This is a genomic window from Caballeronia grimmiae (genome assembly GCF_022879615.1).
GTDB lineage: Bacteria > Pseudomonadota > Gammaproteobacteria > Burkholderiales > Burkholderiaceae > Caballeronia > Caballeronia grimmiae.
The window spans coordinates 69,663-83,571 of record NZ_CP084273.1; the positions used below are offsets into that span (position 1 = coordinate 69,663).

The 13,909-nt window shown below is 68.7% G+C and carries 8 protein-coding genes; 6 read left to right on the forward strand and 2 right to left on the reverse strand.

Annotated elements, in window-relative coordinates:
- Nucleotides 1-56: 56 nt before the first annotated feature.
- Both LDZ21_RS19690 and LDZ21_RS19695 read right to left on the reverse strand, forming a co-directional pair.
- The gene (locus tag LDZ21_RS19690) at nt 57-1,808 is read right to left on the reverse strand and encodes a ShlB/FhaC/HecB family hemolysin secretion/activation protein (protein ID WP_244796381.1); all 1,752 of its coding nucleotides are present in this window, start codon (nt 1,806-1,808) and stop codon (nt 57-59) included.
- A gap of 53 nt (nt 1,809-1,861) precedes the next feature.
- Nucleotides 1,862-4,045, reverse strand: coding sequence for a CHAT domain-containing protein (locus tag LDZ21_RS19695; RefSeq protein ID WP_244796382.1), 2,184 nt, complete (start codon nt 4,043-4,045; stop codon nt 1,862-1,864).
- A gap of 151 nt (nt 4,046-4,196) precedes the next feature.
- Here LDZ21_RS19695 and tssJ point away from each other — a divergent pair, with 151 nt between their 5' ends.
- From tssJ to LDZ21_RS19725, 6 genes are all read left to right on the forward strand, one after another.
- Complete coding sequence (tssJ, locus tag LDZ21_RS19700; RefSeq protein WP_244796383.1) at nt 4,197-4,706, forward strand: type VI secretion system lipoprotein TssJ; 510 nt, start codon at nt 4,197-4,199, stop codon at nt 4,704-4,706.
- Nucleotides 4,707-4,833: 127 nt separating this feature from the next.
- On the forward strand, nt 4,834-6,174 hold the full coding sequence (gene tssK, locus LDZ21_RS19705; RefSeq protein WP_244796384.1) for a type VI secretion system baseplate subunit TssK: 1,341 nt from the start codon (nt 4,834-4,836) through the stop codon (nt 6,172-6,174).
- 11 nt (nt 6,175-6,185) lie between these two features.
- Nucleotides 6,186-7,508 carry a DotU family type VI secretion system protein gene (locus LDZ21_RS19710; protein WP_244796385.1) on the forward strand — a complete coding sequence of 441 codons (1,323 nt, stop codon included), beginning with the start codon at nt 6,186-6,188 and terminating at the stop codon, nt 7,506-7,508.
- A 2-nt stretch (nt 7,509-7,510) separates the two neighbouring features.
- Entirely contained in the window at nt 7,511-11,149 is a 3,639-nt protein-coding gene (gene tssM, locus LDZ21_RS19715) for a type VI secretion system membrane subunit TssM (protein WP_244796386.1), read from the forward strand.
- Between the two features lie 25 nt (nt 11,150-11,174).
- Nucleotides 11,175-11,957: a type VI secretion system-associated protein TagF gene (gene tagF, locus LDZ21_RS19720; protein WP_244796387.1), complete on the forward strand. Its 783-nt coding sequence runs from the start codon at nt 11,175-11,177 to the stop codon at nt 11,955-11,957.
- Nucleotides 11,954-13,840, forward strand: a complete 1,887-nt coding sequence (locus LDZ21_RS19725) for a serine/threonine protein kinase (protein ID WP_244796388.1) — start codon at nt 11,954-11,956, stop codon at nt 13,838-13,840. The genes tagF and LDZ21_RS19725 overlap by 4 nt, the downstream gene beginning before the upstream one ends.
- The last annotated feature ends 69 nt before the right edge of the window (nt 13,841-13,909 follow it).

Here is a 13,909-nt window from a genome sequence, read left to right on the forward strand (position 1 = left end):
GGTTTGCACTGCCGCCGGTTTCCAAGATTCGCATCGCCGTTTCCATGTGGACCGGCCTAAAACGACTTGGAAACCTGCACGTACACGCGCGGCAGCTTGTCGTCGCCGGTCGTGTCGGGGCCGGTCGTCCGCCACGCGATGCTGCCGTCCACCGTGATGCCGTACGGCCCGGTCCAGAACGCGCCGATGCCCGCGCCGCTGCGCGTCACCGTGTTCGCGCCTTGCCCCGGAATCGAGCGTGCGTTGTATCGTCCGACGCCGATATCGAAGAATGCGGACAGCGTCAGCGACGGAATCACCGCATAGCGAAGCTGGGCCGTGCCGATCAAGCCCTCGTCGACGACCGCCTCAGACGGCGAATATGCCCGCACCGCGCGTGGCCCGCCGAGCGTGATGCGCGACGAACTGTCGAGGTTCTGGTTGGCCCATTGCCCCGACACGCCGAGGAAGACGCTCGTCTTCTGGGTGATCGCGTTGAGGCGGTTCGCCTGCATCGTCAGGCGCACGCTATTGCCCTGCGTGTGGCGTCCGAACGGCCCCTGGTCGATCTGCTCGGCAAGGGCCGAATCGATGTTCAGGTGCGCGAACGAAAGCTGCACGTCCGCGCTGTTGAAGCCGCCGCCGAGGAAGCTGTCGCGGCTTTCGTACGACAGCCCGACGCTCGCGACATACAGCTTTTGCGGATTCTCGAAGCTCACGCTGCCGATCTTGTCCGTCAGCGAGCGATACTCCAGCGCGCCGCGCAACAACAGGTTCTGGCTGCGCGAGCGGATCAGCGGATGCGAGATCGACGCGGTCACGACATCGGCATCGCCGTGGGCGTCGAGCGCCGAGAAATTCTTGCCGAGGTAGTAGTAAAGATGCGAATACGCGATGCCCGCACGCGTGCCGTACGCGTTGACCGGCGCGTCGTAGCCGATGCGCCCGTAGACGGTATCGGCGCGCTCCGCCGCGAGCAGATTGATGTCGAGGTTGTCGCCGATGCCGAACGGCGACGCGAGCCGCCCGACTGCGCCGAGCCGCCAGCGGCCGGCGGGCGCGGCGCCGTAGTCGTCGACGGCGACCGCGAAGTTCCATCGGCGCACGGGCTCGACGGTCACGTTCAGATCGACGGTGCCGGGCGCGCTGCCCGTCTCCAGCGCCGAACTCACGCGGATGCCGGGCAGGTCCGACAGCAGCAGCATCGTGCGTTCGAGTTCCGCCTGCCTGAGCGGCTTGCCGGGCTGGATGGCGGCGAGCCGCGCGCGCACCATCGATTCCCTGATCGGCGCGCCCGGCGCGACCGTCAGCCTCACGCGGCCAATCTTGCCTTCGAGCACGGTAAAGGTCAGCTCGCCGCTCGTCACGTCCTGCGGCGGAATCACGACTTGCGCGAGCGGATAGCCGCGCTCGCGATACGCCTGCGCGATCCGTGCGGCGATCGCGTTGAGATCGTTCATCGACACTTGCTGGCCGATGCTGCCGGCCACCAGCGCGAGCAGCACGTCGGACGGCACGGCCTCGTTGCCCGCGAAACGGATGCTTTTCAACGTGAACTTCGTGCCTTCCGGCGCGGCGGGCGCGGCGACGGGCGGCGCAGGCAGCGCATTGGCGTCACCGGGCGGCGGCGCGGCTGTCGACGGACGCGGCTGCTGGTTGAGCAGCGTCCCCGCGCTCGGGGTCTGCTGCGTGCCGGGAAGCGGAACCTGCTGCGCCCGTGCGTCCGGCGCGCCGAGCGCACCCAGCGCGCCCGCACACGCGAGGCTCGCGCCGGCTGCGCGCACGATCCCGCACGGGCGCTTGTTGATACGGATAGCGAAGGATTTCATGGCATCGTTCACTGCTGCGTCGTTATCGAAACGAATCGGGCCGTGGCACAACTTCACCGCGCGACCGTCAGCCGCCAGTTGCCTATCAGGTCGAAAGGCGCCCAGTAAAACGGATGGGCGAACTTGCTGTTGGCGAGCACGGCGAGCTGCGCGTCGCGCATTGCGTCGACGGCCTCCGCGCCTTTCGTGAGCGAGCCGTAAAACGTTCGCATGGTGAGCGCGGTCGATTCATCGGCGACGGGCCACATCGACACCAGCAGCGCCGATGCGCCCGCATAGAAGAACGCGCGCGTGAAGCCCATGATTTCGTCGCCGCGCTCGATGCGCCCGAGCGCCGTCTCGCACGCGGACAAGGTGACGAGCGCGACCGAATCGAACTTCAGGTTGTAGATGTCCTGCGCGAGCATCGGGTCTGGGCCGTCGGCGGGCTGCGTCGCGGGCGCGAGCAGCACGCGCGAGTGCAGCGGATCGATGGTGTCGGCTTGCGCGTGCGTCGCCACATGCACGATGCGGCCCGCCGGCGCGTTGTCGCTGAAGGTCTTGCGGGTGACATCGCCCTGCAGGAAGGCTTCGCGTTTGGCGAACAGCGGACTGATCGCGCGGACTTCGGCTTCCGCGCCCGGCAGATCGAACTCCGGTGCGATACGCGGATTGCCGAACGCGACGAGATCGCTCGCGATGCGCTGCGGCCGCCGCACGAGTTGCACCGCGATGCTCGCCGATGGCGCGAGCGCGAGCGCGTGGCGCTGAATCAGGAATCCGTTCGCATTGCGCAGCGCCTGGAACGGCATGTAGTGCAGCGCCCCGTTCGGCACGATAATGAGCCGCTCGCCGGGACGCAGACCGAGCGGCGCGATCAGAAGTGCATCGAGCTTCGCGCCATACGTCAGCGCCCGCGGACGCCCGCGCACGATCGCGCTGCGAAAGTCGTTGACGGCGAGCGCCATGTCCTTGCGTGCGATCGGCAGCGTGAATCCCTGGATGCCATCGGGGCGCACGACCCACGCGATCATCCGGTCGGTGAGGCCGTGAAATTCGACGATCGCCTCGCCGGGCTTCAGCGCAGCGCGCACGTCGTCGAGCGAAAGCGCGCGGCCGTTGAGTTGCGTCTCGTCGACGTTCGCGGCGAGCCGGTTGCGCACGACATCGAGCAGCGCGCGGCTGCGGCTTTTCTCGGACAGCGTCCATGCTTGCGCGTAGTCGCCGTCTTCCACGACGAGCGCGATCGCTTCCTCGAACACCGTCTGGGTATCGGAGAAGAGACCGGTCTTGAACTCGTCGCTGCGAAAACGCGCCCGGATCGATTCCGATTCGTCAAGCGCGGCGAGCCACGCGTCCCGCGCCTTGCGGCGGTCGCCGAGCGCGAGATACGCGCGGCCCATCCCTTCCTGCGCCCAGAGCTTGTCGTAGCTCGCGTCGGAGCCGCCTTTCGCGGCGCTCGCGGCGAAGGCGTCGAGCGCGGCTTGCGGCTTGTTTTCGGCGAGCAACAGATTGCCTTCGATGCGCTTTCTCAACGGCGCGAGCAGGCTGTCGTCGACGCCCGCCGTCTGCTCGAAGGTCGCGCGCGCGCCAGCGGCGTCGCCGGTTGCGATCTGCGCGTTCGTGATCGACAGCAGCACCATCGGGCGATAAGGCGGCGACGCCGCCGCGAGCGCCGCCTGGTACTCGCCGAGCGCGCCCGCCGGATCGCCACGCCGCGCCGCGATATCGCCGAGGACTTTGTGCGACGGCGCGAGCACTTGCTGCGGATTGCCCGCGCCCGCCGCGATGGCTTCCTTCGCGTAGCGTTCCGCATCGGGAAGATCGCCGGCATAGCTATAGGCGATGGCCAGATCGCGGCGCGAGAGCGCGGCGAGATTGGCGTTGTCCGTCTGCCCCGCGACGACGAGCGCGCGCGAGGCCGCCTCGATGCTCTCGCGAAAATCGCCGCGCTCCGCCGCCGCCACCGACATGCTGCAGTACGCGTAGCCGTCGAGCTTCACCTGATCGCGTGAGAGCAGCAGCCGTCCTTCCTGCGACAGCGTCGCGATGGTCTCGGCGTCGCGCACGCGGGCTTCGGCCTGACGCGCGGCGGGCGTGGGAGCTTCGTCGCGCGCCGCCTGCGCATCGGCGGGCGGTGCGACGCCGAGCGCGCCCAGCAGCGCCATCGCCGCGACGACCCGCCTTGCCGCGTCGCCGGCGGCCACGCGCATACCGTCCCCGGCAAGGGCCGGCGCCATCCGTTGAGTCGGTTTCACGAATGCGCTCCTCGATGACCGTCGCTCTGCACTCACCGCCGGCGCGCTGCCGGCGCGGTGCCACGATTAGACGAAACACCGCAGCCGATTTAAAAAACGCGGCGGCATGGTTCGTCTGCTGCTGTGTCGCTAGTCACCTACCGGGTCAGACATGAACCGCGTGCGTTTTCTCGCCGTGCCGCTGTGCGCGCTGGCGCTCGCCGCGTGCAAGTCCGCGCCGCCTCCGCCACCCGCACCGACCATCGTGCGGATCACCGTGAACGCGCTCGATACCGCGAATCCCGATCGCACGGGGCGGCCATCGCCCGTCGTCGTGCGCGTGTACGAACTCAAGACGACCGCCGCGTTCGACAGCGCCGACTTCTTCACGCTCTACGGCAAGGATCAGGCGACGCTCGGCGGCGATCTCAACGCGAAGAACGAATTCCTGCTGCGTCCCGGCGACAGCCGCAGCGTCGAGCAAACCGTGCAGCCGGGCACGAAGTTCGTGGCGGTCGTGGCGGCGTATCGGGATATCGAACGATCGCGCTGGCGCGTGACCGAGCCGGTGCCTCCGAACCAGACGACGGTGATGAACGTGCGCGTCGATGCCGCCGACGTGACTATCGCCGCGCAGCCCGCGCCGCCGCCGCCGTCGGGCAAGAAGAAGCCCGCGAAGTGACAGCGCCGCAGCGCCAGGCGCGCTGGCGGCGGCTTCCAAAATCGTTCCGCTCAATCGTTCTTTGACCGGAGCGTCCGGCGCAGTGAAAGCGCCGGACGCAAGGCAACGCGTGAAACTTCGAGCCACCATGACCTGGCACCAACGCATGATCTGGTCCGAGGGCCTGTTCCTCGAACCGCAGCACTTTCAGCAACACGACCGCTTCATCGAGCATCTCGTGCGTTCCCATGCACGGGCGACGGAAGCCTGGTCGTGGGGCTGGGCTGACGTGAAGATCGACGACATCGCGCTCGGGCTCGGCAAGATCGCGCTGTCGTCGGCGTTCGGCGTGCTGCCCGACGGCGCGGCGTTTTCGTTTCCCGACGATGCGCCCGCGCCGCCGCCGCTCGACATTCCGCCCGGCACGCGCGATGAGCTCGTGCTGCTCGCGCTGCCCCTCGTGCGCGCCGGAGCCAAGGAGTTCGACTCCGACGGCATCGCCGATGGCCGCGCCGATGCGCTGCGCTATCGCACGAGCGACACGTCCGTCGCCGACATCACGACGAGCACGGATCGCGTCGCGCAGATTCGCGTCGGCGCGCCGAACCTGCGGCTGATGCTCGGGCGCGACGCCACCGACGCCTTCGCGACCATCGGCCTGGCGCGCGTGCTGGAGCGGCGCGCGGACAATCGCGTGCTGCTCGACCCCGCCTATATCCCGCCGATGCTCCACGCGCTCGCCGACCCGCGTCTGCTCGGCTATGCACAGGAACTCGCCGGGCTCGCGCATCAGCATGCGGACCGGCTCGCGAGCCGGCTGGCGAATCCGGGGCGCGGAGGCGTCGCGGAGATCGCGGATTTCTTGCTGCTGCAAACGCTCAACCGCTTCGAGCCGCAGTACGCGCATCTGCTGCACTCGCCGCTGCTGCATCCCGAGCGCCTTTATCAGACGACGCTCGCGTTCGCCGGCGATCTCGCCGCCTTCGACGAGCGGCGTCGCGTGCCCGCGTATCCGCCGTATCGGCATGACGATATCGCCACGTCGTTCGAGCCGGTCATGCGCGACGTGCGGCAACTGCTCGCGCAAGTGCGGGAGCCGGATGCGGTCGCGATCGAATTGCAAAGCCGCAAGCCCGGCGTGCGCGTCGCGATGATCAACGACCTCGAACTCGTGCGAACGGCTGGCTTCGTGCTGGCCGCGAACGCGCAGATGCCCGGCGAGGCGTTGCGCACGCGCTTCCCGACTCAGGTGAAAGTCGCGCCTGCCGAGAAGCTGCGCGATCTCGTCAATCTCGCGCTGCCGGGCATCGGGCTGCGCGCGATGCCGGTCGCGCCGCGCCAGATTCCGTTTCACGCGGGCTTTTCGTACTTCGAACTGGATCGCGGCGGCGAGCTGTGGAAGGAGCTGGAGCAGACCGGCAATCTGGCGATGTACATCGCGGGCGAGTTTCCGGCGCTGCAGCTCGAGTTCTGGGCCATCCGACACTGAGCATCGATGACATGACGAACCACGACGATCCGTTCGCCGGATTCGAATCCGACCAGACGATGATCAAGCCGAACCCGGGCGCGCGGCGGCGCGTTCCGGGCGCGAGCGAATCGCGTGCAAGCGGCGGGACCGACGGCACGTTAGCATCCGACGCCGACCCGCGCGCCTTCGATGCCGCGTTCGTTCGCGGCGGCGCGGTCAATCCGCTGGTCGCCGCGTGTTCGCCGCTGCTGCAACTCGCGCCGCGCATCCGGGCGATGAGCGCGTGCGCCGACCCCGCCGCGCTTCGCGATTCGCTTGCCGCCGGCGTGCGCCGCTTCGAGGCGGAGGCCCGTGCGGCGGGCGTCCCCGCCGAGCAGGTGACGGCGGCGCGCTACATGATCTGCACGATGCTCGACGAAGCCGCGTCGGGCACGCCGTGGGGCGCGGGCGTGTGGGCGCGGCAAAGCCTGCTGGTGACGTTTCACAACGAAGCGTGGGGCGGCGAGAAAGTGTTCCAGTTGCTCGCGGGCCTCGCACAAAAGCCCGCGGTGCATCTGCATTTGCTGGAATTGTCGAACATCGTGCTCGCCCTCGGCTTCGAGGGGCGCTATCGCGTGGCGGCGCAAGGCAGGCAGACGCTCGACGCGATCCGCGTGCGGGTGCATCAACTGATCCGCAAGGAGCGCGGCGAGCCGGAGCGCGCGCTGTCGCCGCACTGGGAAGGCGTGCCCGCCGCGCGGCGGCGCGCGACGGACGTGCTGCCCGTGTGGGTCGCCGGCGCGCTCGCCCTGCTGCTGCTCGCGGCCGCCTATCTCGCGATGAGCTTCCAGCTTGGCCGCCTTTCCGATCCGGCGTTCGCCACGCTTGCGTCGATCCGGGCGGGCGCGCAGCGGCCGCTCGTCGTCACGCAGGCGGCGAAGCCGCGTCTCGCCGAATTCCTCGCGCAGGACATCCGCGATGGCCTCGTCAATGTCGATGACCGCGTCGATCGCTCCGTCATCACGCTGCATGGCGACAACGTCTTCAGTCCGGGCAGCGCGCAGGTATCGGCGCAGACGAAGCCGCTGATCCAGCGCATCGCGGCGGCGCTCGGCGCGGTGCCGGGCAACGTGCTCGTCACCGGCCACACCGACGACCGGCCGATTCGCTCGGCGCGCTATCCGTCGAACTGGGAGTTGTCGCAGGAGCGCGCGGCGAACGTGCGCGACCTGCTCGCGGCGAAGGTGCCGGCCGCGCGCCTGAAGGCCGAAGGCCAGGGCGACGCCGATCCCGTCGCGCCCAACGACTCGCCCGCCGGCCGCGCGCGCAACCGGCGTGTCGAGGTGACGCTGTTCGCCAGGCCGGGTTCGTGACCATGAAGAAGATTCTGTCGATCCTGTTCCATCCGGTGCTGCTGACGATCATCGGATTTTTGCTGACTGCCGGCGCGATCTGGATCGCGGGGCCGCTGCTGTCGTTCGCGGGCAACTATCCGCTGGAACCGGAGATGGCGCGCTTCATCGCCATTGGCTGCGTCGCGCTATTGCTGCTGTTGCGGCGGCTGTACGTTGCGTGGCGCGCGCGGCGCACGCAGGCCGCGTTGGCGGCGGGCCTCGCGCGTCACGACGGGCCGCCTCCCGCCCGCGCCGCCGCGCCGAGCGCGGGCGAAGCGGAAGTCGCGACGCTCGCGCAACGCTTCGACGAGGCGCTCGCCGTGCTGCGCGAAGCGCGCCTCACCGCGTCGGGCGGCAAGCCCGGCTGGCGCGACTGGATCACGTTCTCGGGACGGCAGTACCTGTATCAGTTGCCGTGGTACATGTTCATCGGCGCGCCGGGCGCGGGCAAGACGACGGCGCTGGTCCACTCGGGGCTGCGCTTTCCGCTCGCCGGGCGATTCGGCACCGACAAGATTCGCGGCGTCGGCGGCACGCGCAACTGCGACTGGTGGTTCACCGACGAAGCGGTGCTGATCGACACGGCGGGCCGCTACACCACGCAGGAAAGCGACCGCGACACCGATCACACCGCGTGGCAGGGCTTCCTCGCGCTGCTCAGGAAGACACGCCCGCGCCAGCCGATCAACGGCGTGCTGCTCACCCTCGCCGTCCCCGACCTGCTCGCCGCCACGCACGCGAGCGCCGGCGACATGGCCTCGACGTTGCGCGCCCGCATGCGCGAGCTGATCCAGGCGTTCGGCACGCGCTTTCCGGTCTACGTGCTCGTCACCAAGGCGGACCTGCTCGCGGGTTTCACCGAGTTCTTCGCGGATATGTCGAAGGAAGAGCGCGCGCAGGTCTTCGGCTTCACGTTTCCGTACGAGCCCGGCCGCCCCACGACCGATGCCGAGTTCGCCGCACGCGTCGACGCCGAACTCGATGCGCTCGAAGCGCGGCTCGTCGCGCGCCTGCCCGATCGCCTGCACGCGGAAAGCGGGCTTGCCGAGCGCGCGGCGATCATCGGCTTTCCGCAGCAGTTCGCGGCGCTCAAGCCGCTGCTGGCCGAAGCACTCAGCGCCACCTTCATGCAGTCGAAGCACGACGAGTTGCCGTTTTTGCGCGGCGTCTATTTCACGAGCGGCACGCAGGAAGGCACGCCGATCGACCGCGTGATGGGTTCGCTCGCGCGCGCCTTCCGCATGGACCGCATCGAGCGCGGCATGCAGCCGCCGCGTCCGTCGAGCGGGCGCAGCTATTTCATCGAACGGCTGCTGAAGCAGGTCGTATTCGCCGAACAAGGGCTCGCCGGATCGAACCTGCAATGGGCGCGGCGCCGTCATGTGCGGCGTTTGTCGGCGTATGCGGGCATCGCGGCGGTGAGCGCGTGCGTGCTGGCGCTGTGGGGCACGAGCTATCTGCGCAACCGCGCCTATGTCGAGAACGTGGAGCGGACCGCGCGGACGGCGAAGGAAGCGGTGGCGGGGACATCGGCGGCGAATACGAGCCTCTTTGCACTGTTGCCGTTGCTGTCGGCGGTGCAAAAGCTCGGTTCCACGCCGCAAGTCGATGCCGCGCATCCGCCGCTCGCGATGCAATGGGGCCTATGGCAAGGCGCGAAGCTCGACGCCGCCGCGAACGGCGCCTACGACCGGCTCCTGACCGATCTGTTCCTGCCGAAGCTGGCCGCGCGCATCGAGGAGCAGGCGCGCAGCGCGAACGCGTCGAATCCGGGCTACGCGTACGAGGCGCTCAAGGCGTATCTGATGCTCAATCAGCCGGAGCATCAGGACCCCGATGCGCTCAAGGTGTGGATCGTCACCGACTGGGACCGCTCGCTGCCGCGCGAAGTCGGCAACGCGGAGCGCGCGGCGCTTGGCCGTCATCTCGATGCGCTGCTGTCGCGCGGCGTCGTGCATCCGAATCTGCCGTTCGACGAACGTCTCGTCGCGAGCGTGCGTTCGATGCTCGCCGCCAGCACGCTCGCGCAGCGCGTCTACGGTCGCGTGAAGCAGCAAGGCGTGGGCGCGGAGTATCCCGAGTTCACCGTCGCGCGGGCGGGCGGGCCAAATGCGCAGCTCGTCTTCGTGCGGGCGAGCGGCGCGCCGCTCACGCGCGGCGTGCCGGGCCTGTATTCGTTCGACGGCTATCACAAGGCGTTTCTCAAAGCCGTCGACGATACCGCCGCGCAACTCGCCGCCGAAGAGCCGTGGGTGCTCGGCATCCGCGATCAGAGCGGCCTGCCGCGCGGCGATCCCGCAGCGATGCAGCGCCTGACCCAGGATGTGCGGCTTCTGTATTTGCAGGACTACGCGCGCACGTGGAGCGAGTTCCTGAACGACATACGCATCGTGCGGGCGGACAGCCTGTCGCGATCGGCGCAGATCGCGCGCATTCTCTCCGCGCCCGATTCGCCGCTCGCGATGCTGGTGCGGGCGGCATCGCGGGAAACGACGCTGGCCGCGAAGCCGCAGGACGAGACGAGCGTCGTCGACAAGGCGAACGACAAGATCAGCGCGGCGCGCGAGCGGCTGGAGAAGATCATCCGCGGACCAGACCCGACGAAGATCGCGCCGGTCGCGCCCGGCACGCGGCTGGAGAGCATCGTCGACGACCGCTTCGCGGCGCTGCACGCGCTCGCGACGAGTCCCGGCGCGGGGCAGCCCGCGCCGATCGTGCAGACGCTCGCGCTCATCAACGATGTCTACGCGTACCTGAGCGCCACCGACGAAGCCTTGCAGCAGAAGACCGCGCCGCCCGCCTCCGACGCGCCCGCGAAGCTGCGTTCGCAGGCCGCGCGGATGCCCGAGCCGATCCGCACCGCGCTGCTGGATCTCGGCAGCCAGGGCGCGGCGGAAACGCTGCAGGCGCGGCGCGTGAATCTGTCGGCGGACCTGAAGGAATCGATTTCCGCATTCTGCGATCGCGCGGTGGGCGGCCGTTACCCGTTCGTGCCGGCGTCGGGGCGCGACGTGCTGCCCGAGGATTTCGGCGCGCTCTTCGCGCCGGGCGGCAAGTTCGACGAATTCTTCCAGAAGCACCTCGCGCAGGACGTCGATGTATCCGCGAAGCCGTGGGCCTTCAAGAAGTCCGATTCCGGCGCGACGCAGATCAGCCCCGCCGGGCTCGCGCAGTTCGAGCGCGCGGCGACGATCCGCGGCGTGTTTTTCCGCAGCGGCGGCAAGACGCCCGCGCTCGCGCTGCAGTTCAAGCCGCTCGACATGGACCCGACGATCCTTTCCTTCACGCTCGACATCGACGGGCAGATTCTCACCTACGCGCACGGTCCGCAGGTCCCGGCGGCGATCCAGTGGCCCGGCTCGCGCAACTCGGGCCGCGTGAGCCTGCAACTGACTCCGCCGCCTTCGAACGGGGCGAGTAATCTGGTCTTTGAAGGACCGTGGGCGCTGTTTCGCATGTTCGACCGGCTCGACGTGCAGGCGACCGGCCAGCCGGAGCGCTTCATCGTGACCTTCGACGTGGAGGGGCGCAAGGCGCGCTTCGAAGTGACGGCGAACAGCGTCGAGAATCCGTTCCGGCTCGCCGATTTGCGCGCGTTCTCGTGTCCCGAACGCCTTTGAACGCCATGAACGCCCATGAACGCCGATGAGCGACGATCCCGCCCACGCCCTCGCCGATGAAACCCCGGCCATTCCCGGCTGGTACGGCAAGCTGCCTTCGCTCGGCGACTTCGCGGCGCGGCGCTTGTCGGATGCGTTCGTCGCGCCGTGGGATGCGTGGCTTGCGCAGCGCGTCGCCGAGACGCAACTGGCGCTCGGCGCGGACTGGCTGGCGTCTTATCTGACGTGTCCGGTATGGCGCTTCTTCGCGATGCCCGGTGCGATCGCTCCGGCGCTCACGCAGTGCTGGACGGGCGTGGTGATGGCGTCGGTGGATCGCGTGGGCCGGCATTTTCCGCTGACGATCGCGGCGTCGCTGCCGTGCGCGCCCGCGCGGGGCGGCGAGATCGTCGCGCTGTGGGAATGGCTGTCGGCGATCGAAGGCGTCGCGCTTGCCGCGCTGGACTTCGATCACAGCATCGAGCGGCTCGATGCGCAACTCGCCGCGCTTCCCGCGCCTGCGCCCGCGCCGCCGTGCGACAACGCGCGGGCAGCGGTGTTCAGCGAGCCGTGGATCGTGCAGTCAGCGGCCACGCTGCCCGATGCCCTCGCGCGCACCTTCGCGCCGATCTGGCAGACGGAGCTTTACGGCATGAGCATGTGGACATCGGCGCAGTCCGCGCCGGATGAAGCGGAGCAACCCGAGGCCGCCGCAGAGCCGAAGGAAGCGGGGCCGCCCGCGACGCCCAGGCCGTTCACGATCTGGCCGGTGTACGGCCTGCCCGATACGGCGCTTTTCACGACGCTGTTGCGGGAGCGTCCATCATGAACGCGACCGGCAGGCGTCCGGGCGAGCCGGCTCCGCACCGCGGCGACGAAGGCAAGACCGAAGTCAACATCGAAGCCAGCGCCGGGGACGACAAGACGGTGATCGTGAGCGGCGCGCGTGCGCCCATGCAGGGCATGACCGCCACCAATGGCGTATTGCCGCCCGGCACGCGGCTGGGCGAGTTCGAGATTCTCGGGCTGATTGGCGAAGGCGGCTTCGGCATTGTGTATCGCGCGCTCGATACGTCGCTGGATCGCGAGGTCGCGCTGAAGGAGTACATGCCGTCGGCGCTGGCGGCGCGCGTCGGTGCGACGCAGGTGCAGGTGAAGTCGTCGCGATACGAGAGCATGTTTCGCGCGGGGCTGAAGAGTTTCATCAACGACGAGGCGCGGCTGCTGGCGCGCTTCGATCATCAGTCGCTCGTGAAGGTGTACCGCTTCTGGGAGGCGAACGGCACCGCGTACATGGTGATGCCGTACTACCGGGGCGTGACGCTGAAGGACGCGCTGAAGTCGATGCAGCGCCCGCCTGACGAAGCGTGGCTGCGCGCGTTGCTGACGCCGCTCATCGATGCGCTTGCGGTGCTGCATGCATCGAACTGCTTTCACCGCGATATCGCGCCGGACAACATCATTTTGCTGGAGGACAGTCATCGGCCGGTGCTGCTCGATTTTGGCGCGGCGCGTCGCGTGATCGGCGACATGACGCAGGCGTTGACGGTCATTCTGAAGCCGGGCTATGCGCCGATCGAACAGTATGCGGAGGTGTCCTCGCTGAGGCAGGGGCCGTGGACGGATCACTACGCGCTTGCTGCGCTGGTCTATTTTGCGATTACGGGCAGAACGCCGCCGCCGTCGGTGGGACGCATGGTGAGCGACAGTTATCAGCCGGTCGCGAAGCTGGCGGCGGGACGCTATTCGGATCGCTTTCTGAGGGCGATCGATCATGCGCTGGCCGTCGTGCCCGCTGATCGTCCGCAGACGGACCGGCAATTCGCTGACGAACTGGGGATCAAGCTCGACGCGGCATCGGCGCAGCGGGCGGCGGGCGTCGCCGATGGAGCGGATGCGCGGCGCGGTGGGGCGGCGGCACGGCGTCGCGTGCGCTGGGTCGTGGGTGCGGGATGCGTGCTGGCGGCGGCTGGGATCGGCTGGTTCGTGCCGAAGATGATGTCGCATCGGCCGGCGGCGGTGCAGGTTCAGCGCGCGGCGAGCGGGCCGGATGGGGCGCGGTCGGCGGGGTCGGCGGGGTCGGCGGCGATTGCGGCATCGGCATCGGCGGCGGTGAACGCGAGCGGGGCGGCGTCGGTGGCGGCGAGTCGGCCTGCGGTGGTTGTGCCGCCGCCGGCGTTGCCGCCGTTTACGCCTGCTGGTGAGTTTGCGCGTATTGCGTCGTTGGCGGATCCATCGGTTGCGGTGAAGGTGGAGGTGCCGCTTGAGCGTGCGGTGGTGGATCGGGACAGGTTGCGTTTCATTGTGACGAGCAATCGCGCGGGTTACCTGTATGTGTTTGCGGTTGATCCGGCGAACCAGTACTTGCAGCTTTTCCCGAATGAGTTGGACCGTGACAACCGTGTCGTGGCGGGCAAGCGCGTGGTGTTGCCGCGAGCGGCGTGGCCGATGCAGGCGGGCGAACCGATTGGCGAGAATCATTTCATGGCGATCGTGTCGCTGGCCCCGCGCGATTTTTCGTCGCTGGACATGGCGCATGACTCGGTGTTCGGGAGTCTTTCTTCTGCGGCGCAGGCTGCGGCGGCGGCGCAACGGACGCTGAGTGCATCGCCGTTTGCGGGAGTGCCGTCGTGCGGCAGTGAGGCGCCGTCGTGTCCGGTGGCGTATGGCGCGGCGACGTTCAAAATCGATGTGGTTGGATCGTCAAAGTAAGGAGAAAGCGTAGGCGCACGAAGGGGCGCAGAGCACTACGACGAGCGTGGATAAGGCGTTGGTCACGAG